At 52.0% G+C, this 22,833-nt stretch carries 20 protein-coding genes and 3 tRNA genes; all 23 read right to left on the bottom strand.

Translation table 11 applies throughout. The features are described 5' to 3' along the window. Positions 1 to 112: 112 nt before the first annotated feature. Complete coding sequence (locus tag N4599_RS08830) at positions 113 to 1,066, bottom strand: beta-galactosidase small subunit (RefSeq protein WP_260899156.1); 954 nt, start codon at positions 1,064 to 1,066, stop codon at positions 113 to 115. Beyond that, positions 1,050 to 2,999 carry a glycoside hydrolase family 2 TIM barrel-domain containing protein gene (locus tag N4599_RS08825; protein WP_260899154.1) on the bottom strand — a complete coding sequence of 650 codons (1,950 nt, stop codon included), beginning with the start codon at positions 2,997 to 2,999 and terminating at the stop codon, positions 1,050 to 1,052. Before N4599_RS08825 ends, N4599_RS08830 begins: the two co-directional genes overlap by 17 nt. A 164-nt stretch (positions 3,000 to 3,163) precedes the next feature. Next, the gene (locus tag N4599_RS08820) at positions 3,164 to 3,628 is read right to left on the bottom strand and encodes a zeta toxin family protein (RefSeq protein WP_260899152.1); all 465 of its coding nucleotides are present in this window, start codon (positions 3,626 to 3,628) and stop codon (positions 3,164 to 3,166) included. Positions 3,629 to 3,748: 120 nt separating this feature from the next. Continuing rightward, positions 3,749 to 3,922: a hypothetical protein gene (locus tag N4599_RS08815; RefSeq protein WP_003713131.1), complete on the bottom strand. Its 174-nt coding sequence runs from the start codon at positions 3,920 to 3,922 to the stop codon at positions 3,749 to 3,751. A 476-nt stretch (positions 3,923 to 4,398) separates the two neighbouring features. Continuing rightward, the gene (locus N4599_RS08810; RefSeq protein ID WP_224757998.1) at positions 4,399 to 4,542 is read right to left on the bottom strand and encodes a hypothetical protein; all 144 of its coding nucleotides are present in this window, start codon (positions 4,540 to 4,542) and stop codon (positions 4,399 to 4,401) included. Between the two features lie 260 nt (positions 4,543 to 4,802). Beyond that, a tRNA-Leu gene (locus tag N4599_RS08805) sits at positions 4,803 to 4,887 on the bottom strand. A gap of 51 nt (positions 4,888 to 4,938) precedes the next feature. Next, positions 4,939 to 5,388: a SprT family protein gene (locus tag N4599_RS08800; RefSeq protein WP_260899147.1), complete on the bottom strand. Its 450-nt coding sequence runs from the start codon at positions 5,386 to 5,388 to the stop codon at positions 4,939 to 4,941. Next, complete coding sequence (locus tag N4599_RS08795; protein WP_260899144.1) at positions 5,381 to 7,555, bottom strand: Tex family protein; 2,175 nt, start codon at positions 7,553 to 7,555, stop codon at positions 5,381 to 5,383. Before N4599_RS08795 ends, N4599_RS08800 begins: the two co-directional genes overlap by 8 nt. Before the next feature lie 19 nt (positions 7,556 to 7,574). Next, a complete protein-coding gene (nadE, locus tag N4599_RS08790; RefSeq protein WP_260899142.1) occupies positions 7,575 to 8,402 on the bottom strand; it encodes an ammonia-dependent NAD(+) synthetase in 828 nt (275 codons plus the stop codon). Positions 8,403 to 8,413: 11 nt separating this feature from the next. Continuing rightward, complete coding sequence (locus N4599_RS08785) at positions 8,414 to 9,880, bottom strand: nicotinate phosphoribosyltransferase (RefSeq protein WP_191363797.1); 1,467 nt, start codon at positions 9,878 to 9,880, stop codon at positions 8,414 to 8,416. A gap of 144 nt (positions 9,881 to 10,024) precedes the next feature. Next, positions 10,025 to 10,726 carry a GntR family transcriptional regulator gene (locus tag N4599_RS08780; protein WP_062812766.1) on the bottom strand — a complete coding sequence of 234 codons (702 nt, stop codon included), beginning with the start codon at positions 10,724 to 10,726 and terminating at the stop codon, positions 10,025 to 10,027. A gap of 163 nt (positions 10,727 to 10,889) precedes the next feature. Next, complete coding sequence (locus tag N4599_RS08775) at positions 10,890 to 11,075, bottom strand: hypothetical protein (RefSeq protein ID WP_260899139.1); 186 nt, start codon at positions 11,073 to 11,075, stop codon at positions 10,890 to 10,892. 103 nt (positions 11,076 to 11,178) lie between these two features. Then, positions 11,179 to 11,898, bottom strand: a complete 720-nt coding sequence (locus N4599_RS08770) for an aspartate/glutamate racemase family protein (protein WP_062812768.1) — start codon at positions 11,896 to 11,898, stop codon at positions 11,179 to 11,181. A gap of 21 nt (positions 11,899 to 11,919) precedes the next feature. Next, complete coding sequence (locus N4599_RS08765) at positions 11,920 to 13,569, bottom strand: aspartate-alanine antiporter-like transporter (RefSeq protein WP_260899136.1); 1,650 nt, start codon at positions 13,567 to 13,569, stop codon at positions 11,920 to 11,922. Between the two features lie 175 nt (positions 13,570 to 13,744). After that, positions 13,745 to 14,989, bottom strand: a complete 1,245-nt coding sequence (locus tag N4599_RS08760; RefSeq protein WP_260899135.1) for a carboxylate--amine ligase — start codon at positions 14,987 to 14,989, stop codon at positions 13,745 to 13,747. Positions 14,990 to 15,062: 73 nt separating this feature from the next. Continuing rightward, positions 15,063 to 16,457: an MFS transporter gene (locus tag N4599_RS08755; protein ID WP_260899133.1), complete on the bottom strand. Its 1,395-nt coding sequence runs from the start codon at positions 16,455 to 16,457 to the stop codon at positions 15,063 to 15,065. An 89-nt stretch (positions 16,458 to 16,546) separates the two neighbouring features. Continuing rightward, positions 16,547 to 17,212 carry a hypothetical protein gene (locus N4599_RS08750; RefSeq protein ID WP_260899131.1) on the bottom strand — a complete coding sequence of 222 codons (666 nt, stop codon included), beginning with the start codon at positions 17,210 to 17,212 and terminating at the stop codon, positions 16,547 to 16,549. A gap of 158 nt (positions 17,213 to 17,370) precedes the next feature. Then, positions 17,371 to 17,442, bottom strand: a tRNA-Gln gene (locus tag N4599_RS08745). Positions 17,443 to 17,453: 11 nt separating this feature from the next. Continuing rightward, positions 17,454 to 17,536: transfer RNA gene (locus N4599_RS08740), tRNA-Tyr, on the bottom strand. Between the two features lie 388 nt (positions 17,537 to 17,924). Further along, entirely contained in the window at positions 17,925 to 19,424 is a 1,500-nt protein-coding gene (locus tag N4599_RS08735; protein ID WP_260899129.1) for a peptide MFS transporter, read from the bottom strand. A 284-nt stretch (positions 19,425 to 19,708) separates the two neighbouring features. Continuing rightward, a complete protein-coding gene (locus N4599_RS08730; protein ID WP_260899127.1) occupies positions 19,709 to 20,026 on the bottom strand; it encodes a hypothetical protein in 318 nt (105 codons plus the stop codon). Positions 20,027 to 20,125: 99 nt separating this feature from the next. Further along, the gene (locus N4599_RS08725) at positions 20,126 to 21,007 is read right to left on the bottom strand and encodes an Rpn family recombination-promoting nuclease/putative transposase (protein WP_260899125.1); all 882 of its coding nucleotides are present in this window, start codon (positions 21,005 to 21,007) and stop codon (positions 20,126 to 20,128) included. A 115-nt stretch (positions 21,008 to 21,122) separates the two neighbouring features. Then, entirely contained in the window at positions 21,123 to 22,832 is a 1,710-nt protein-coding gene (locus N4599_RS08720; RefSeq protein ID WP_260899123.1) for a hypothetical protein, read from the bottom strand. Position 22,833 lies beyond the last annotated feature (1 nt).

Here is a 22,833-nt window from a genome sequence, read left to right as displayed (position 1 = left end):
GCAGAGTGGCTAGCTGGCAGGGCAAACACTGGTAAATCAGCAATTTTCCCTCCTCAAGCAGCAGCCAGGGCAATTAGGCAAGTTAGACCTCGCCTTCCCCATTGTTGACCTATTACTTAGCGTTTAGGACAAAGCTAAAATCAATGTCTTTAGTGGCCGGAATGTGGTAGCGCTGCTCGACATCAGCCCCCCAGCTGTCGATTCCACCGACACCCCGAACCGCACCGGCAATTACCATCACCGTCCGCCGCTCCAGGGGCAGTTCTTCGATGTGGGTCGCGTTTTCCAGCTCCTCCGCCGTGTATGGCAGGCAGCTAAAGGCAAATGGGTGGTCCACCTTTGCCACCTTCAGGCTGAACGGCTGCCCGTCGTAATCAGCATTGTTCTGGGTCGTCGTCCGGGTCACTTCGACCCAGTCGGTCGCCATATGCATCCCGTTTTCCTGGGGAACTAGGTATTTGGCGACCGGCAGACCATTGATTTGGTAGACGCCGTGTTCAGCGCCAGCCATCCGGTCCGGGTAGGTTTCACCAGATAGGCCTTGGTATTCAAAGCCCTCTGCCAGGGTCGGCATTACCAGCCGGACGCCCATCACGGGTAACTCTGGCAACCCTTCCTTGCCCGTATAGTGAACGTGGACAGTAATTGGCCCGCCCACTTCCACTGTATAGGTCATTGTGACCGTGGTTGCCGGGACCGTCAGTGTCTCAAAGGTGTAGGCAACCGTCACTTTTTCAGCCGTTTCTTCATTCGAGTAGTGGTCGTTGTCCAGTGGCAGGCCGCCAAAGTCGTGGTCATCCACCGTAACGTCAATGGCGGTACACTTCTGGAAGTAGTCCGCACTCAGCCACTGGGCCGACTTGATATTGAAGCCGCTCCCCCGGTCGTTATCCGTTGTGGCCCGCCAGAAAGTCGGCACTGGCGTCCGGTAGAGCCACTCCTTCCCGTTCAGTTTTAACGATTCCAGGCCGCCCCGCTCGTAGGAGAAGATGTAGTGAAAGCCAGCACCGCCAACGCCGAGCGAACCGTCACCATAAACAACGTGTAATTTATTTGTGTAATCCATAGTAGTACCGTACCTCCTGCATTGCCGGCTTTGGTGTCCGATCCGCAAACATCAAGCCATCGCCAGAAAATTCATAATCGGAGTGGTGGTCGTCAAAGTCGCCACCGTAGCGCATTACCAGCTTGCCGCTAACTGGATCCTTGACCTGAAGGGCCTGGTCGATAAAGTCCCAGATGAAGCCGCCGAAGTATTGCGGGTACTTGTCGAGCAGGGCGATGTAGGAGCCCATTCCCCCGCAGGAGTTTCCCATGTCATGCATGTATTCACACTCCATAAACGGCTTGTCCGGGTTATTTTGCAGGTATTCCTCCACCTGCTTTGGCGGCAGGTACATCCAGCTCTCGACGTCGGAAACCTGGTCGCGGTAGTCCTTGGTCCCACCGGCTGGCAGGTAGTTGGCCTTATCCATGCTTGGAATCTGGTCACTATAATCGTGAGTATGACAGACCCCTTCGTAGTGGACCAGGCGGCTGTCGTCATGCTCCTTGTAGAATTGCTGCATGGCTACCATGTCATCACCGACGAAGGACTCGTTCCCCAGCGACCAGAAGAGGATGGCCGGGTGGTTCTTAAAGGTCTCGTAGTTAGTCCGGGCACGGTCCACCACCGCTTCCTTCCATTGAGGAACGGAGCCCGGCACGTTGTATGACGGGGCGACACTGCCCATCTTTTGCCAGGTGGCGTGCGACTCCAAGTTGTTTTCGGCCATCATGTAGATGCCATTGTCATCACACATGCTGTACCACGGTAGCTGGTCCGGGTAGTGGCAGGTCCGGACGGCGTTGATGTTATTTTCTTTAAAGGTCTGAATGTCCTTTTTCATGTCAGCTAGCGTGACGGAACGGCCCCGCTGATCGTCCCATTCGTGGCGGTTGACCCCGTTGATAATTAGCCGTTTACCGTTCAGCAGGACGATGTGGTCTGGGCTGATTTCAATCCGCCGGAAGCCAAACCGGTATGGGACCAGTTCGACCAGGCGCCCCGCTCCGTCCTTGACCTCAACCAGCAGCTGATAGAGGGAGGGCTGGTGGTTATCCCAGAGGTGGACATTCTTGACTGCCGTTTCAGCCAAGCGGATGCTGGCAGCGACTGGTTTCGTCTGGTCGACAATTACCTGACCATCGGCATCCTTGGCAACCACGTGCACGGTCCCGGCCTGTTCGCCAGCCAATTGCAGCTCCAGGTTAAAGTGGCCGTTTTGGTAGTCATCATCAACGGTTGGCCGGATGGTCATGTCCTCCACATGGATTGTCGGTTGGGCTAAGAGGTCAACGGAACGGAAAATCCCGGAGAAGCGGAACATATCCTGGTCTTCCAGCCAGGAAGCGGTGCTGTGCTTAAAGACTTCGACCGCCATGACGTTGCCCTCGTCCTGAATGTACGGGGTCAGGTCAAATTCGGATGGGGTAAAACTGTCCTCGGCATAGCCAATAAAGTGGCCGTTGAGCCAGAGATACATCGCCCGCTCGACCCCGGCAAAGCGGACCCGGATTTGCCGACCGCGCAGTGCCGGGTCAAGGTCAAACTGCTTCCGGTAGAGGCCAACGGTATTGTCAGCCCCGGTGCTAAAGGAGCCCGCCTCTTTATTCTGGCCATCCACGGCATAAGCTGGCCGCCGGTAAATCTTTCCTTCCCACGGAATCAGGGTGTTAATGTAATTGTTCTGGGCGTAGTCACTGAGCTCAATTTCACTCGGCACCTCAATCGTGCCAAAGTTGGCTGTGTCGTAGTCAACGGCAGAGAAGTCCGCCGGCCGTTCCTGCGGGTTCGGGGCAAACTGAAACTGCCACTGCCCATCGAGGGATTGAACGAAGCGGCTGCGGTGGTGCGCCCACTCCGCATAGTTGCCATAGTAATAGTGATCGCTATGGGCGGGCAACTGGTTGACCCGGAAGGTCTCCGGATCGTCCAACCATTTAATATCTGCATCCATGAATGAAAAACCTCCTCACTAAAACTATCCAGTTTCAGTATAGCGCTTTCATTTAGGCGAAGATAGTAAACATTGATGGATTTTACTAAAAGGTAAATAATCACAATTAGCTAAAAAAAAAAAGCAGCCGGTGCCCATTCAAGGTACAAACTGCTTTTCAAAATTTAACTATGTTTTTCCTTGATGCTATCAAGAACCCAATTATAGTCCTTACTTTTATTGATGAGCACTTTGCCGTGATCCGCCGAGTATATTAACTCCGTGTCACTCAGACTATCATCCCAAAGTTCTACTGCATCAAATTCATCATAGAGCTCAGCCAATCGCTGGAGGCTCCTAGTATATCTTCGAGTAACTAAGTCCGAGCTTACACCATGTCTGCCTTTAGAAACTCGTGATTGAACTCGACTAACAGCTAATTCGGCGCTTGCCAAACCTACATATTCCAAGCGCACTGTATACCCTTGTTTCTTGGCAAAGTTAATAAATTTTAAAATTCCCTTCCGGCTTGAAGCAGGCGTCGTCTCCTGGATAACATTATGTCCCGACAACAACTCTTGCTTTAATTTAGCAACAGCAACCCGCATTGCTTTTAAATTATCCAGATTCGAATGCCAATCTCCATGCATTGACTGCAAAATCTCATCCGCAATTAATCAACGCATAATTCTTATCACTGTTTAATAGAGACCTATATAGAGTACTTTTACCTGCGCCATTTACTCCAGCTAAAATTATATACTCAGGCATTAGAGGACAAACTTCCCTTCAATGATTGGTTTTTGGACTTCTCGCAGCCTAGAATTTAATAAATCATAGAGGAACAACCTTTTATCTTCGTTCGGTTCGTTATCAGCCATCCGTTTAATCTCCGCAGGCGTTAAATTGTGGAACCAATCGTAAAATTCAGTTGCTTTATCCATAATAATCATCTCCTCTGCTCAGCCTAAATATATGCCTTTGTTATACTTGAGGCTAATTTTTTATACATTTGTAAATTCAATTTTAGCTTATTAAATTAAATAATTGTTCCACTTTTGAAACAATTCGTCTTTGCCCAGCTAACGATGGTAACGGGAAGCAGAAATCTTCAATTTTTTCTTAGAGATATTAGGCTGCGCACCACCAGTTTCTAAACCAATTAATCAATTTCTAGAGGCTAAAAGATAATAAAACAAAACCCAATTATAAATTCCCTCGTAAGGAGTACATCCACAACCAGCTTGGTTGGTTACTAATTCTTTTTGACTTACAATTCCAAGTTTTCCGATAGCAGCACTGTACATTACTATTAAAACATTACCAGATTTATTAACTTTTACAGATGAATTCTTAACACCTAATTCCGTAATTGTTTCAGTTATATTTTCAATAACCCCATCATTAAAATCACCAGTCTTTAGCCAAGGAATATTTCCACCTGTACACGTAATCCTTGGACTGCATTTCTTGGTGCTTGATACAGTATACTTTCCGCCTGCTGTCCTGATTTACCAATTTCTGCGTATTTAGAAGGGTAATTATCAAAATTAGTTTCCATCATTTTCATTTCCTTCTTAGGCTACCTTCTTTTTAAATTCTCTGTAAGTAATTATACAGCAGAAACCGGCTACCTTACTATGCCTGCTTTAGCTCACTCACTCCTTAAAATTAATCCTATGCAAACAAGGAAGGCCAACAACCATCATACCGGCCTCTGATAACCCTTCAAAATTTCATCTACCCACAAAAAACGTACGTATTTTAAAGTTAACGCAAAAAAACACCCAACCGATAATTAAATCAGTCGGGTGTTCTTAGTAGTGCGGCCAAGAGGACTTGAACCTCCACGGTCTAAACGACCATAAGATCCTTAATCTTACGCGTCTGCCAATTCCGCCATGGCCGCGTCAACAAATAGTATTATAGCAAGCTGGCTACTTGTTGACAAGCCCCTTTTTTATTTTTTTAGGTAAAAGTGGTGACCGCAGCGCCGGCAGACATAACGCCGGGTATTAAAGCGGCGCTGGCGGCTAATCGTAATCCCGCAGCCTGAGCACTGGTAGAGCCACTTTACCTTGCGTGGCCGGGTCTTGCTGGTCGGCGGTGCGTAGCGGGAACCACCAACCTGGGCCAGCAGGGTTCGAAAGGCGGCGCTCCGGTGGCGGTAGTCCTGGCCAGTCTGGTGGAGGTGGTAGTGACATAATTCATGAAGCACCACCCGCTTCAGGTTTGCCAGGTCAAACTCCGTATACATCAGCGGGTTGATATCAATATGACCGTCATCCAAATGGTAGCGGCCCCCGGTCGTCTTGAGACGGGCGTTAAAGAAAATCCGGTGGGTAAACGGCCGGTGAAACGCCGCCAGTGACCACTCCTCAGTCAGGCGTTGCAGGTCCGCGTTATTCATCCACGGTCGCCGGCTTCAGCATGGTCAGCTGGATTCGCTGCCGTTTCAAATCAACGCTGTCAATCCACACGTCGACGATATCGCCGACGGAAACAACGGACCGTGGATCACGGGTAAACTTCTTGGTCATCTTCGAAATGTGAACCAGGCCGTCATGCTTGACCCCAATATCCACAAAGGCGCCGAAATCGACCACGTTCCGGACAGTTCCCTGGAGCTGCATCCCCGGTTTCAAATCCTCAATCGTCATTACATCGTGGCGCAGCAATGGTGCCGGCATCGAATCACGCAGGTCACGGCCCGGCTTTTGCAGTGAAGCCACGATATCGTTAACGGTCGCCGTTCCAGCCTTAGCGGTCGTAAATTCCGCCGGATCCAACTGCCGGATCCGCTTAGTCGCTGCCGGCGTTCCCAGGTCAGCAACCGCCACGTCCGCCTTTTCCATCATTGCCGCCGCGATTGGGTAGCTCTCCGGGTGGACATCGGTGTTATCGAGCGGGTTCTCCCCGTTGACGATTCGCAAGAAACCAACCGACTGTTGGAAGGCTTTCGGGCCTAGCCGTGGCACATCCTTGAGCTGTTGACGGTTGGTGTAGCGGCCGTTGTCATCCCGGTACTTAACGATGTTTTTGGCAATCGTCTTGTTCAGGCCGGAAATCTGGCTAAGCAGCTGGTAGCTGGCAGTATTCAGGTTGACCCCGACCCGATTGACCGCCCGTTCCACGATAGCGTCCAGTTCACCGCTCAGCTCCTTCTTCGGCAAGTCGTGCTGGTACTGTCCAACCCCGATCGACTGCGGGTCAATCTTGACCAATTCCGCCAGCGGATCCTGGAGCCGGCGACCAATGGAGATTGCACTCCGCTGCTCGACATGCAGGTCTGGGAACTCATCCCGGGCTTCCTGGCTTGCGGAGTAAACAGAGGCCCCCGCTTCATTGACAATTACGTAGTAAACCGGGCGGTCAATCTTCTTGAGCGCCGCCGCCACGAACTGTTCGGACTCCCGGCTGGCAGTCCCGTTGCCAATCGCAATCATCTCGACGTGGTACTTCTCCAGCAGGTCAATGAACTCGCCCTCCGCAGCGGCCCGTTGCTTCTCCGGTGCCGGCTTGTGGGGGTAGATGACCGCTTTAGTCAGAAATTTACCGTTCTCATCCAGGACCGCAAGTTTACAACCAGTCCGGTAGGCGGGGTCGAAGCCGAGCACGACCTTGCCCTTGATTGGCGCCTGCATCAGCAGGTGGTAAAGGTTTTCACCAAAGACCTTGATGGCCTGCTGGTCAGCGTCATCCGTTAGTTGCCGCCGCAGTTCCCGCTCGATGGCTGGGCCCAAGAAACGCTTGTAGGCGTCGGCCGCAGCCTCCTCAATAAAGTTTGTCGCCTGGTTCTCCTTCTTTGTCCGGATCAGGCGGAACTTGAGGTAGTTCAGGACGGCTTTCTCATCGACCGCCAGCTTAACGGACAAAACGTCTTCCTTCTCGCCCCGGTTAATGGCGAGCACCTGGTAGGAATTCAGGTCCTTTACCGCACCGGTAAAATCGTAGTACTGCTTATAGGTCTTCAGCTCGTCCTTTTCCTCGCCATCCTTCTTCAGGCTGGTGACCAGCTGGCCGTGGTTGTGGGTAAAGTTCCGCAACCAAGCCCGGACGGTTACCATCTCGGAGATGGCCTCGGCCAGAATTTCGTGGGCCCCGGCAAGGGCTGCCTCCGGACTCTCAACGTCATCGTTGACAAATTCGGCTGCCTTAGTCGTCAGCTCGCCATCAGGGTAGGTCAGCAGCCAGTTTGCCAGCGGTGCCAGTCCCGCTGCCTTGGCCTTCTGGGCCTTGGTCTGCCGTTTTTGTTTGTAGGGCAGGTAGAGATCCTCCACCGTTTGGAGGTCGGTGGCAACACGGATCTGCTTTTCTAGGGCAGGAGTCAGCTTCCCCTGCTCCTTAATCTTGTTAACCACCGTTTCCTGACGTTCGCGCAGGCTGGTAACGTGGTGGTACTGGTCGCGGATTTCTTGCAGCTGGACTTCATCCAGGGTTCCCGTCATTTCCTTCCGGTACCGCGCGATAAAGGGAATCGTATTCCCTTCGTCCATCAGCTGCAGGGCCGCGCTGACCTGTTTTTGCCGCAGCTTGGGCAGCTGCTGACTTACTAATTGAACAATTTGTTGATCCATTAAGTCCTCCGTCTAAAAACTACTTCCACCAGGAATCGAGCGGACTAATCGGCTGGTGGCGCTTATGCCGCGTCTTCTTGTACCAGTCCTCGATTTTTTCAGCAACCTTATCGGCAATCTGGTGGCCCTCAAGATAGTTATCAATATCCTCATAGCAAACGCCCAGCGCTTCTTCGTCGGGGCGCATTGGCTGGTCGTCTTCCAGGTCCGCGGTCGGCACCTTTTCGTAGAGCGACTTGGGCGCCTGAAGGTATTCCAGCAGGGCCTTCCCTTGACGCTTGTCCAACCCGGACAAGGGGGTAATGTCGGCACCGCCATCACCGAATTTGGTGTAGAAACCGGTGACCGCCTCGGCCGCGTGGTCGGTTCCCACAACGGCACCGTGGTTAGCGCTAGCAATCGCGTACTGGACGATCATCCGTTCCCGGGCCTTGATGTTCCCCTTGTTGAAATCACTGATCTGGGCCCCCGCCGCTTCGACAGCCGCAACCATGGCGTCGGTCGCCGGCTTAATATTGACCCGCAGTGTCTGGTCAGGCTTGATGAAATCATTAATTGCTTTCATGGCGTCAGATTCATCCGCCTGTTCGCCATATGGCAGCCGGACCGCGATGAATTGGTAGTGCTTGTCCGGTGCTTCTTGCCGCAGCTTTTCCACGGCCAATTGACATAACCGCCCTGCCAAGGACGAGTCCTGCCCCCCGGAAATCCCCAGAACTAGGGTCGTCATCCCCGTCTTCTGCAAAAACTCACTGATAAATTGAACCCGCTTGTCCACTTCCTCTTGCGGGTCAATTTGGGGCTTCACCTTCAACGTATTAATAATTGATTTTTGTAACTGCCGCATTTTCCTTCTCCTTAATTATCGAGTCCCTTAACATACTCGTTGACCTGGTGAATCAGCTTCATCTTGTTGTCGTAGCAACGCCGTGACAAGTCGACCGGGTAGACCTCAGGGTTAAGGTCCCGCTTGTACTCGTCCCAAAGCGCTGCCAGACTCTCAATTCGGTGGTCCCTGATTTCCTCCAGGCTTGGTTCAGTATAGACAAACTCGCCATCCCGCCAGATGTCCTTGAGCATTGGCCGCGCGGTAAAGTCACTGACGTCCTTTTGCTGGAGTGGGAACTGCGGGTTGAACATGTTGATCTGACTGAGTTTGCGCGGGTCCTCGTCAGCGAGGGTAATGTAGTCACCCTCGCTCTTACCATCTAAGCGGTCGTTGATCCGCCAAACCTGCTTCTTGCCTGGTGTCGACATCTTGCCGACGTTGTTAGAAATCTTGATGGTGTCGACCATCTCGCCATACTCGTTTTCAAAGGCAACCAGCTTGTAAACCGCCCCCAGGGTTGGCTGGTCGTAGGCGGTAATCAGCTTGGTCCCGATTCCCCAGACGTCAATCTTGGCCCCCTGCATCTTTAAGTTCTGAATCGTCTTTTCATCCAGGCCGTTGGAGGCAAAAATCTTGGCGTCCGGGAAGCCGGCCTCGTCCAGCATGGTCCGCACCCGCTTAGATAGGTAGGCCATGTCACCACTGTCGATCCGGACCCCCTGGAAGTTAATCTTATCACCGAATTCCTTCGCGACCTTGATGGCGTTTGGTACCCCGCTCTTGAGCGTGTCAAAGGTATCCACCAGGAAGACGCAGTCGTGGTGGGTCTGGGCATAGGCCTTAAAGGCATCGTAGTCGTTCATGTAGGCCTGGACAAGTGCGTGGGCGTGGGTTCCAGAAATCGGGATTCCAAAGAGTTTACCGGCCCGGACATTACTGGTGGCGTTAAACCCACCGATGTAGGCCGCCCGTGTTCCCCAAATCGACGCATCAAGTTCCTGGGCACGCCGGGTCCCGAATTCCATGACACTCTGGTCTCCAACCACGGAACGGATCCGGGACGCCTTCGTCGCAATCATAATCTGGTAGTTGAGGATGTTTAAAATTGCGGTCTCCACCAGCTGGGCCTCAATCATCGGCGCGTCCACCTGCAAAATTGGTTCGTGGTTAAAGACAAAGTCCCCTTCCTCAAAACTGCGGAGCGAGCCCGTAAAACGGAAGTCACGGAGGTATTCCAGGAAGTCATTGTCAAACTGACCAGTCGACTTGAGATAGTCGATGTCGCTAGCCGTAAAGTGCAGATTCTTGATGTAACGGATAATGTGATCCAGTCCAACGTACACGGCATAGCCATTGTTAAACGGCATTTTCCGGAAGAAAGCCTCAAACACTGCCCGACGGTTGCCCATCCCCTGTTTCCAGTAGGTCTGCATCATGCTAAGCTCGTAGGCATCGGTGTGCAAAGCAAGGCTATCATCTGGATAATCAAATTTCATTGTCCTACATTCCCTTCAATATGGTTAACAAAGCGGTAGTAAAAATTATTTTTAATATAGCAGAGCGGGGTATTAATTCCTACCCCCTTTCAGCGGTCACCGACACGGCACCCGCGTTAAAACGGCGGGCTCGTCCTGCCCCCCTTATTTTTCGAGGACAAACTCAAAGCGGGAGCCAACGTACTGGGTGTGAACGTACTCAAACGGGCGGCCATCCTGCAAATAGGAGAGCTGGGTCATCCGCAGGAGCGGGTCCCCCCGTTTAACATCTAAGTAAGTAGCAATCCGTTCCGTCGCCTTGGTTGCGGAAATATGCTGGGTCGCGTGGCCCGGGTAGAGGTGGGCCTTTTGCTCCAACGTCCGGTAAAAAGAGCTGGTAATCTCATCCCGGCTAAAATCTTTGACCAAGGCAGCGGGCACTGTGGCAATTTCATAGCAAATCGGGACATCATTTCCAGACCGAACCCGCTCCATCCGCAGGACCTGCTCCCCTGCCGGCAACTTTAATTTTTCGATTTCAGTCTGGGAGGGGACCGTCAAGTGGTAGGAAATGGTCTTGCTAGACGGCGTCTTCCCGGCTGCCAGCATTAATTCGGTAAAGCTGGTCACCCCGGCCATTTTTTCCTGGACCTTGCGGTTAGCCACGAAAGTTCCTGACCCGACTCGGCGTTCCAGGATTCCCTCGTCGACCAGGGCTTGGATTGCCTGGCGCAAGGTCATTCGGCTAACGTTAAACTGGCTAGCTAGTTCCCGTTCTGCCGGGATTTTTTGACCGACCCGCCACTTATCGTTTTCGATGTTCTCTCGCAGCTGGTTGTGTATTTGAATGTAAACCGGTGAACCCATCGTATTCCTCCTCGTGCCAATACAGTTCTCTGTCATGCTTCGTCTTATTCTACCACTTTTCCAGTTATCTAGACCAATACTAACTTGCTTATCTGGCCAAATACAAACCGCCCGTTAACGAATTTGCTTCGCTCCAGGCGGTTTGTATAAATTCAGTTATTATTTAATCAATGTCATCACAGTAAACCACTGGCTTGATTAGGTTTGCTGGCTTATTATGCATTCGTTCCAGCGCGTCCAGAATCTTTTTAAAGCCGTCGAACTTGTGGGCAATCATTAGTGATGGATCTAACCGACCGTTGGCAATCAAACGAGCCAGCTTTCCCATCCGCAAACGGCTACCTGGCATTAAAGCACCATCAGCGGGTGTTCCCAGCGGCTAATTTCACGTCGAAAGACAAACACCCCAACCTGCCAGCCGGTTGGGGTGTTTGTTCATCCTCTGCAAAAAACTATTTAGTTGCCCGTCCTTCCAGCTTCATTCCGCGTTCCAGGGAACGGTCGACGATAATCGACTGGGAATCGGCCACCGGAAACTCTGTCTCGGGGTTCATCTCCTGGGCATAGGACAACTCGGTACATCCCAGAATAACAACGTCGGCGCCCTCTTCCTCGACCATTTTGCGGACCAGCTCGTGGTACTTTTGGCCGTCGGAGTGGCCAGCTTCCTTGATGTCGTGGTAAATTAAGTCCTCGGTCATATCAAGGATTTCCGGCGTCGGCTTGATTTCTTCATAACCCGCCTTAGTGATGTAGCCGTCATACAAACCGGCTTCCACGGTTCCCCGGGTTGCTAACAGACCGACCTTCTTAGCATCCGGCTTAATCCGCTTGATTTCGGCAACCGTTTCTTCCAACATATTGAGAATCGGAATCGTCGTCGCCGCTTGCAACTGGTCAAAGGCATAGTGGGCAGTATTGCAAATCAACACGAAAAACGCTGGGTTAAGCAGGCTCTGCTGCTCGATATCCTCAATCAGTGCCTTGTTATAGTCGGGCTGGCTGTGGTCGAGAATCCAGGCTGTCCGATCCGGGATACTAGCATGGTTGACAACAATGTAGTCCAGGTAATCCTGGTCGCGGTGAATCGGGGTCCGTTGGTCGAGCAGGCGAACGTAACTCTCGGTTGCCAGCGTGCCCATTCCCCCTAAAACGGTAAAGAACTTTTTCATTATTAGTTTGCCTTCCTTTTCTCATGCTAAGAGCGCCACAAAAATTGGGCCAAGCAGGGTAATGCCGATATTGCCGACCACGAACGCGGGAGTAAAGGCCGCCGCAAAGTAGGCGCCCCCTTCTGGCCCCGCCTTTTGAACGATTTCGCTCATTGAGGCGGCACTCGTCCCGGAACCCGTCAAGGCTCCCAATAGCGCCAACGGCTCCATCCGCAACACGTAGCGGCCAAAGAGCAGAGTCAGCAGGTGCGGTGCAATTGTGATAATTGCACCAACCACCAACACGCCAACTCCCAAAGACTTAACCGCGGACGTAAAGGCTTGGGCCGACTGGAGACCAACCGTCCCCACGAAAATCGTCAGCCCAACACTCTGGCAGAAAGTCGTGACCGTTTCTGGAATCGACTTGTAGTCGTGGTGGCGGTTGATCCAGGAGCTCAGGACCAGTCCCATAATCAGGGCCGCGGTCCCGTTACCCAATTGAAGTGGGATACCATTTAATTTTAGCCCAAGAATTCCTAAAAGGGAAGCACCACCGATTCCGAGGGCGAAGAGGCTGTAATTGATGGCCTCCGCGCTGGTGTGCCACCGCCCCATCTTATGCAGGATGTTCGCGGTTCGCGAGGTGTTCCCGGTCAGTGAAATCACATTGCCGGGGCGAAGCTGGTTAATCAACTGTTCGTTCCCGGTATTGGGGTCCTGGATGTTAATGAACACACCGTGCTGACGCAAGATTGCCAATTGAACCGGCTTAAAGTTCTTACCAAGGACGAATTTTCGTTCCTTGGGCGCGTTCGTCGGCGTCAACACTTCCTTGATTCCCTGAAGGCCGTGAAGACGGTCAAAGTGAATCGCGTAACCGATGACCGTCACCAGGTCGCCCGGCTTGATTTCGTACTCCAGGTGGTCAGTCATCGTCCCCCGGTGAAAGACGGCTAACGCAATCAGGTGGTAGTTAGTCCAGCGGTTAAACTGCACGATTGTTTTGCCGACCAGCGGCGAATCCGCGGCTACCCGGTAGGTCCGGCGCCAGGTGGGGTTAGGATTTTTAGCATGAAAGTGATACTTCCATGCCATCAGTGGTCCCTGTTCCTCAATGGTAATCCCGCAGATTTTCGGCGCGATGTCCCGGAGGAAAACAATCACCCCTAGCGTCCCGAAGACGTAGGTCAGGGCGTAGGCAACCGGGAGCTGGGCCTCATAGGTTGACTTAACGGCGTTGCTGACCGGGAGCGACCCAATCGTCTGCAAGGAGCTGGCGACGGTCGCGGACTGGGTCAGCGAACCGGAGATAACCCCGGCGGCAATCCCCGGCCCAATCTTGAAGGCCACGAACAGGCCCCAGGAAACGAAGAAGGCTACCAGCATCCAAAAGAGACTGGCAATAACGATGCGGATTCCAAAGAGCTTGAGGCTCACCAAAAGCTGGGGACCAATTCGGTAGCCAACAGAAAACATGAAGGCCCCGAAGAAGATGGTACCCAGCATCTCGTTCCGGGGAAAGGCCCCGATTTGACCAACAATCAAAGTCACGATTAGCGTTCCCACCGTTGCCCCAATGTTGAACCGCCCGGCAATTTTATAGTTGCCGATGGCAAAGCCCAAAGCGACACAGATAAACAGGGTGAAGGTCTGGTTATTGACCATGAAATGGATAATTGTATCTAACATTAACGATTCTTTGTCACTTTCATAATTTTAATCCAGCAACATTATTACATTGCCACCACCGCAATTCAACAGTCTCCGTCAACTTATCATTGAATGTTAATGTGCTGGTAATCAAAGTAAAAGAGTGTGCGGGCAAGCTAGGTCCACTAGATTGCCTGCACACTCTTTTCGTTTCTTATTTCTTTTCCACAAAGTACTTGGCAAAGTTCTTTTGTGAAACCATGTTGATTCGCTTTTCCAAGAGCCAGCGCATCAGGTTCATGTCCTTGGCGTAGTGGTAGGTTGTCCCCCACCGACCGTCCTTAATCAGTTGTTCCGCCTGCTGCTTGATTTCATTATCCTTGGCGTACTTTAGGAAGGTCTGCTTGGAAACGCCTAGCCAGAGCTGGTACTTAGCCGGATCTTGGTTGGCGTAAATTGTCTCCTGCCCGTCCAGGCGATCAAAAATGTAGTCTTCCACGGGGAAGGTCGCCAGCTGGTGGCCGTTAAGGGAAACGAAGAAGCTGCTCCGCCCCTGCCGCGGGTTCAGATCAAAAACCTTGAACTGGCCGTCACGGCGGTCGTACTTCAGATCAAAGTTGACAAAGCCGGTGAACTTGACGCTCTCCAGGAAGTGCTTGATGTTTTGGTAAATCTGCTTGTCGTAAGCCGGCATAATTGCCACGTAGTTCCCAACGTTGGACGGCTCACACTCTTCCAGCAACGGGTGGCCCAGGCTCATCAGCTTGACCTGGCCGTCCTTGCCGACGTAGCAGTTAATCGTCCGCATGTTACTATCGTCACCCGGGATGAACTCTTGGAGGATCAGGTCGCCATTGTAGGGACTGTGCTCGTAAATGGTCGTCAGCACTTCTGTCAGCCGGTGCGCATCGTTGATAATGTAGGCCTTCTCGTAGCCTTCGAAGTTCCCCTTGTGCCATTCGACCGCGTCGGCCGCCTTTAAAGCTACCGGGAATTCGAATGGTGACTGGTAGTGCTTGTAGTCAGTATCCGGTTTGAGGATGTCGGTCTTGGGGTACGGCAGGCAGTACTGCTCACAGACTTCGTAGAACTCTTCCTTATTAGTCAGCTTGGCAACGGACTCGTAGTCGGCGTATGGAATCGCCATGTACTTTGCCAGTTCGCTCCGGTTCTTGCTGACCAATTCCGTGTAGTCATCCCCACAGCTAATCAGGACGACCTTTTTCCCCTGGTCGATATACTGCTGGGCCGCCTTTATCAAGGTCTTGGTGAAGACTTCCGGCTTCTGCAGGTTAGCGTCAATGTGCAGGTCAACAATCTTCGAAAACCGGGTCGGTGCCAGTTCAGCCCGTGCGTACAGGTGGGACTTCACACCGTACTTTTCATACATTGACCGGGCCATCCCGTAGGCGTTAAAGTCACTTCCTAAAATCAGCGGAACAAATGGTTGTTCGCTCATTTTCTCACTCCCTCGCTAAAATTAAACGTTATTTTCAGTATTCCAAGCTCCTATTCTACCATACTTTCGGTACTTACTGATGGCTAGTCCGCTTTTGCAGGCGGTAGTTGATTACAATGGCTGCTAAGGCAATGACAGCCATTACCGCCAGGAAGAGATAGTCAAAGCGGCCTCCAGCATAGGAGCGTGTCCGCAGGCTGCCCGTGCCGCTGTTTTGGTAAATCGCCAGGACCGCCGCCAAAAAGGCCGTCCCCAGGGAGCCGGCAAATTGCTGGACCATATTAAAAATTGAATTGACGTCGGCACTGTTCTTTGCCGCTACCAGGACCGTCGCGTTGGAAATCGTGTTTCCAAAGGCAAAGTTAAAGCCGACCCGGAGGATGATGAAGAAGGTCATAATTAACATTGGCGTCAGGCTCGGTTGGAACAGGGCAAAGTAAGCCGTCCCCGCCAGCAGCAGGATTCCACCAAAGGTAACCGGGATCGCAAAGCCCTGACTATCCGCGAGCCGACCGGCAAATGGCGCCAGCAAGGCTCCGCAAACCGACCCCGGGAGCAGAATCAGACCAGCGACGGTCGACGTCGAGCCGAGCACGTACTGAGCGTACAGTGGAATCACTAGGGAAATTCCGATGTTGATGAATTGCAAATTAAAGTAGGTCAGGGTCGATAAGCGCAGCGGCTTGCTCCGGAAAACGCTCAGGTCGAACAAGCGCGACTGTCCGTGGTTGTTGACATAAACAAAGCCGGCAAAGAAGACCGCGCCAGCCACCAGCCAGGCGAGAACCGTCCAACTCAGGCCGGACCGACCAATTAGTGCTAGGCCATAGACAACGGTGAAGAGTGCCACGGCTAGACTAATGAGGCTCCCATAGCTAAAGGGTTTCTCGTTGCCAATCGGCTGATTGCGGATATATAGTTGCCCCAGCACCAGGCTGACCAGGACGAATGGCAAGAGAAGCCAGAAAATCATCCGCCAGGAGCTGACGGCGGAAATCCACCCGCCATAGGTCGGCCCAAGCGCCGGTGCGAAGGAAATTACCATCCCCGCAAAACCGGTCATCGCCCCAAGCCGCTCCCGGGGGATTTCGGTAAAAATGATGTGGAAGAGGATCGGCGTCGATAGACCAGTGGCGACGGCCTGAATTAACCGTCCCACCAGTAAAAGCGCAAAGTTGCCGGTCAGGGCACACATCAAGTCGCCGATGATAAAGGCCGAGACCGCCACCAACTGAAGTTTACGGGCCGCAAACTGACGTAAGAGGTAGGCCGTCGTCCCCATCGTGATGGTCACCATCAAGAGGTAGCCGGTCGTGATCCACTGGACCATATCCAGAGAAACACCGAATTCACGGGATAATTCCGGATAGGTAACGTTCATTGACGTTTCATTCAAAATCCCGATAAAGGTTAACAGCGCGAGGGAAATAATTGCTAGGTAGATATGATTTTGTTTGGTACTTGCCACACTAACGCCTCCTTGAAAAGTTTAAATAAAAAATAGCCGTAGTGATACGCTCCACCACAGCCTAATTAACAGTTATTGTTATACCAAATTTAATTTTCCCCTGTCAAACCTGGTTTCTGGGCTAGGGCGGTCAACCACTGTCTGGTTGGCAAATCTAGGTCCGGCGCCGGCTGGTACGGCAACGGCGCAAGCAAGGCCCGCACCTGTTGCCAATCAACCTGTCCATCCCGATACAGGGCCGCCAGCAGTTGCTTCGCCACTAGCTGGGTTTGCGCCGGTGGTAACGGTCCCCGGCCAAGCAGGGTCGCCGCGGCTCCCTTTTGTGCCAGCTGCTCGGCTACCAACTGGTTCAGCTGGCCAGTGCTGAGCTGGGTGGTCACCCGGAGGCGCTGAGCCAGGGGCACAGCCGGCAGTTCTTTGACCAGGAAGCGCTGGAGGAGGTCCCAATTAGCCGTCAACTGGGCGTAAAACTGCCAGGGGACCTGAGAATTCAGCTTAGTTAGCAACGGCGGCACAAGTTGCACCAGGTTGCCATTGTCCTCCACCAGGCGATCAGCCAGCTCAATTAAAAACCGCTGGACTGTCTCCTGAGCCGTGGGGGCCACCCGCTTCTTTGCGGTTAAAGCAAAGCGGACCACGAGGAAGTCAGTCAGCTGGTCAGTTGGGATCGTGTTGTCCCCGCCGCGGCGCTTGACCTTAAAACTATTTAGCTGTTTAGTCCGAGTCGACTTGGCAAACTGTCCCTGCTTCGGCATCTTAATCCCTCCTCGTAAGTTAGCAATTATTTCCCGGGTTATATTCTATGAATACCGCCCAGCTATCCCCTAGTGTGGTAAATCAAGCCGTTACCCTAGGGCACGTGAGTTTTAAAAACAAAAAAGAAGCTGGATTAAACACCCAGCTTCTCAGTCAGTTGGGCTAGCTGGATTCGAACCAGCGCATGACGGTACCAAAAACCGTTGCCTTACCGCTTGGCTATAGCCCAATAATAAAAAATGGAGGAGGGTGGATTCGAACCGCCGAACCCGAAGGAACGGTTTTACAGACCGTCGCGTTTAACCAGACTTCGCTACTCCTCCATATGGTTAAATTGATCAGTAATCAATCAACGTTTATTATAATACCGAATCTCCGACCTAAATGCAAGCCTTTTTTAATCAGTGACGCAAAAAAGCTCGTCTGCTTCGCCGCTTCACGCTTACAAGGGCGGCTAGGCAGTGAAAATCCAGCTATTACACTGCAACCACCCTATTTTTAACAATAAAAAAGAGGCTGGGAGAAAACGTTACTTTTCTCACCAGCCTTTTGCTAGTTCTTCACTATTACATCGATAACGTGCAAAATAACCACAGGGCTAGTGTCTAACTACGAACGCTAGCCGGCCCGTGCCGTGCCAACTATCGTTCTAGGTTAACCATACGCCCTGTCGAGGAGGTTATTTCCCACTCACTTTAGAAATTTCAATTATTAATCAACGCCGCCCATTAGACCGTGGATCTTCTTAACGAAGAACATTAAGATAATCCCGAAGACGATACTTACCAGACCGATTGTCAGGAAGTATGGTACTTCCGTTGATGATGAGTAGTACTTAACAATCTGCGCGTTCACGGCTTGACCAGCCGCATCAGCTAAGAACCACATACTCATCATTTGGGACTTGAAGGCGTTTGGTGCCAACCGGGTCGTTACCGCCAGGCCAATTGGCGAAATCAGCATTTCACCAATTTCCACGATGAACCAGGAACCAACCAGCCAGAATGGCGATACCCGTCCGGCGGTCGTCCCGTGGATCAGTGCTGGCAGTGCCATGAAGGCATATGACAGCCCGGCAAAGACCAGCCCGGCCGCAAACTTACCAGGAGCACTTGGCTGGTTCTTCCAGTGGTCCCAGAGGGAAACGAACACTGGCGTCAAGATCATGATAAACAGTGGGTTCAGCGTCTGGAAGTTAGCCGCTGCAAAGTGCCAGCTTCCGATGTGCAGAACCGTCCGCTGTTCGGCGAAGAGGGCCAGGACAACGGAACCAGATTCTTCAATCGCCCAGAAGATAACGGCTGCAATGAACAGTGGGATGTAGGCTACAACCCGGGACTTTTCTGTCTTCGTAACCTTCTTGGAGTTCAGCATCATAACGAAGTACCAAATTGGCAACGCAATCGCGATGATGGTAATCAGCGTGATGATGTTGGTAATGTTCAACTGTCCCATCGCTGCCAGCAGGGCTAAAATGATAACTACTGCTACCACACCAACAATGGACCAGATAATTACCGGCCGTAAGTCGTCCTTTTCAATCGGGTCTTCTGGGTATAGGCTGTCCTTAGAAAGGTACTTACGTCCGCCAATTACGTATTGAACCAGGCCAAAGAACATCCCGATTGCGGCAAGTAAGAAGCCGGCGTGGAAGTTCATTTCCCCGTGGAAGAGGTTCAGGCCAAAGCCGTTTGCAGCCCACGGAACTGCCCAAGGAGCAACCGCGGCCCCCAGGTTAATCCCGAAGACGAACATACTGAAACCGGAATCCCGCCGTTGGTCTTCAGGGCTGTATAAGCCCCCCACCATTTCGGAAACGTTAGGCTTCAGTAACCCGGTCCCGACAACAATCAACGCGATTGACACGTAGAGGGCGGAAACCCCGAACGGCAGTGATAAGGCAATGTGCCCGAACATAATGAGGACACCACCGATAAAGACGGTCCGCCGGGAACCCCAAACACGGTCAGACAGCCAACCACCAACAACCCCGGACAGGTAAACCAGTGATCCGTAGATTGACATGATGGAAGCTGCGGTGGTTTGGTTCATTCCTAAACCACCCTTAGTTACCGCATAGTACATGTAGAACAGCAGGATGGCACGCATCCCGTAGTAACTAAACCGTTCCCACATTTCTGTGAAGAACAGAGTTGATAGGCCACGTGGCTGGCCAAAGAAGGCTGTATCCACGTTTCTCTCTTTACTCATATAATTCCTCCAAACAATAATTTGAAATGAATTGAATCGTTAATACATACTCATTTCCAAAATTAAAAATATCTTTTAAAATTTCAGAATATATTAATTATATACACCTCATTTTGGTCAGTCAATTAAAAAATAAGATTTCAATGAGAAAAAACGCGGTTGCGCAGGGGTAAATTAACTTTTAGCTTTAATTTTTAAACAAACAGCCCGTTAATTATTATTTAAATTAAGTAAAGAGTGCCTAGCAAACGATTACAACCATTCTTTTGAAAAATTTAGTGAGCTTAATCCTTTCCTTTACGGGTAAAGTTAACGTAAACACCAACCAGGGCTGCCAGCAAGTAAATCAGGCTTAAAGCGAAAATAGCATTCCCAGCAGTCTGCCAGGCTCCGGGGCCAAAGAAGCCCCAGCAGAACATACTAAAGCCCAGGGCAATCAATCCGGGGGCCAGGACCATTCCGGCCCGGTTCAACTGGTTCGCCGACACCGTGTTGCCAGAAAACTGCTGGAGCCAGGTTAACAAATTGAGCCACTTGCCGCGGAGAAATTGTAGTCCCACCAGCATGAAGACAATGCAGAGCAATAACGCCGAGGTTTCCATAAATAAAACATTCCTTCCGTAAAAAAGAGTGGGACAGACCTTGTTCCACTCCTGTAACATTATCATTTCTAAAGTAACAAAAAGACTCCTCTTTGTAAACTACTCTTGTGCCCGTTTTAGGTAGCGTTCAGCCTCAGCGGAACTCAAGTCATAGGCCGACATCAACTGCTTAACAATAACAGTCCGACTTAATTCAAGGCCAAGCAGCATCTTAGCCGCCGCAACGATCGACTCTTGCTTGCCTTGTTCTAACCCTTGCTTCTTTCCCTCCGCCAGGCCGATTGCCATCCCATCACTGCGGGCGTCCATTAGGTCTAGTTCGTATTTCATATAATCACGCCGCCTTTCCGGGTCCTGCTTAATCCGTTCCATTTCCTGAATGACCTGTTCCACGAGTGGGTCTCCCACCGCAATCTGATTATGCATTAGTTTGAGGAAACCTGCTACCCCTATACTATCATGAAAGGTGCTGGCCTGGGCATTAAAAACCACCAACTGCTGGCCCGTTCCTGCAACCAAGTCCGGTTCGTCAATGTTCCGCCACTCAAAGCGGTATTCTGACCGGTCCTGACCGTAATAGTCAAAATCACAGAAGAAGACTACGTAGGTCGGGTACCCTGCCAATTTTTCGTAGTTGTCACCCGGTCCTAAAATACTGTGGTCAACCTGCTCAAGATAGTAGCGCAGCCGGTACGGAAGATTTTGCCGGTTGGCAACCTGCATCTCCATGATGTACGTGCGTTGCTGGTCATCACGAATGTAGACGTCAAAGCGGACCGTCCGCGCGTCTAAGGGCGTATTAACCTGCTTTTGCACCGTCACCCGTTGGACCCGGTCGATCGCCAACTCTGGGAAAATCCGCCGGAGCAGTTCCCGGCAAATCGCATTATTCTCCATCACCATCGAAAACATCCTGTCGTTGGCAATCGTCAGCTCTTCCCATTGTTGAGCCAGTCTTGTTAGTTCGTGTTCACGGTTCATTTACTCGCCTCCCACTTAATAAATACGGAAGGCACACCTAATTGAACGAAAAAAGCGCTGCCGCCCACTAAGGCGTGACAACGCTTGATAATAAACATTTCGAATCAACTGAAGCCTAGCCCAGCTGCTTGGCCTTATCAACCGGGACGTTTGGCGTCACGGTCTGATCAAACCAGTAGTCGACGGCGTTCCCATTTCCTGCCGGGTCATCAGTCCACCGACTCAGCACTACCAGGTCGTGACCGTTAAGCGCTGGCTGAACCGTGAATTGCGTGTTGAAACCAGACTGGCCGGCGTTGTAAGTACCCGGAAAGGCCCGGGCAACATCCGGGCGGGCGCTATTGGCAGCCGTTACCTTGACCCGCTGGACTTCCCGGTTAGTCGTCCGGTCAAAAAGCAGCAGGTAGTGGTACAGCCGGCCCAGCGACTGGCTCGTCGCGTGCCAACCGCTAGCATAAACCACGTTGCCCTGGATGGCGATGCGGTCCAGGTTCGCGCGGTTCGCGGTGTCACGATAAAGTGTTACCGGTGCGAACCAGTAATCGACATAGTTGCTGTTGGCATCCTGGGTTGCACTCCACCGGCTAACAATTTGGAGGGGCTGGTTCCCCATTCCCAGTACTAGCTGGAGGTCCACATTGAAGCCGGACTGCCCGGCCGTAACGATTCCCGGAAAGGCCCGGGCTAGGTCAGGACGGCTAGCATACTGTTTAGTTGTATACCGCAGGAGCTCGTGCCCGGTTTGGGCGTTCAGAATAATCAAGGTGTGGTAAGGGCGCCCAATCGACTGGTTAGTGGCGTGCCAACCATCAATATGGAGTTTGCTATTTTGCACATTGACACTATCCAGGTACCCCTGGTTGCGGTGGTCACTCAACAGCTGTTGGGGCGCAAACCAGTAGTCCACGTAATCGCGGTTTGAATCTGCCGTGCTGGAGTAGCGGCTGATGAACTGGATGTTATCCGTAACCATCGCTGGCAAGAGCGGGACTTCCACACTAAAGCCAGCGTGGTCCGCCCCAAGAATTGTCGGGTAGACCTTAGCCAGGTCAGAACGGGCCACGGCGGCAACGTCCGGGATCCGGGTTAGCTCCCGGCCCTGGCTGGCGTCCCAAATAATCAGCGTATGGTGGTTCTTGCCGAGGGCCTGGTTCGTGGCGTGCCAGCCGTTAACCTGGAAGTGACCATTGACGTACTGAACACTGTCGATCCAGGCATGGTTACCGTGGTCAGCGTTGATACGGTTAAACCAGTGGTCAATCCGCTGGCCCTCACCATTAATAAAATCGCTGGAATAACGGGCAATAATCGTTAAATCATCCCCAGCGGCGGACAGCGGAATGATAATATCCTGGTTGAAGCCGGACTGCAGGCTGCCGTAGACGTTCCGGTAGGCCGCTTGGACATCAGGCCGGTTGACCGGGTCAATCGCTACCCGCTTGATTTCACGCCCACGGGTGTTGTCGAACACAATCAGCCAGCCATACGGCATCAGTGACGAAGCACCGCTGGCGTGCCAACCAGCAACGTGGATGGCCGCCTCAGTTGCGGAAGTCTGGCGGATTGAATAGCCATCCAGGCTCCCATAATTTTGCTGGTAGTCCTGGGTATTAGGGGTGTACGGTTGGTAAAGCTGAATCGTGGTCGTTACGTTGGACTGCAGAGTATACCCCTGCAAATCCGGCACCCGCCGCATGTTACTCAACCCCTGCTGGGAAAGCTGGAGATGGTAGGTGTAAATCAACGTTTCGTTGCGGTAAACACCGATCGTGTAGTTCCGTGGGTTTTGCACCTGGTTCGACGGCAGCTTGGTAGGGCCGTTCAAC

Source organism: Limosilactobacillus oris (assembly GCF_025311495.1).
Taxonomy (GTDB): domain Bacteria; phylum Bacillota; class Bacilli; order Lactobacillales; family Lactobacillaceae; genus Limosilactobacillus; species Limosilactobacillus oris_A.
This window is presented reverse-complemented; position numbering and strand designations above follow the sequence as displayed.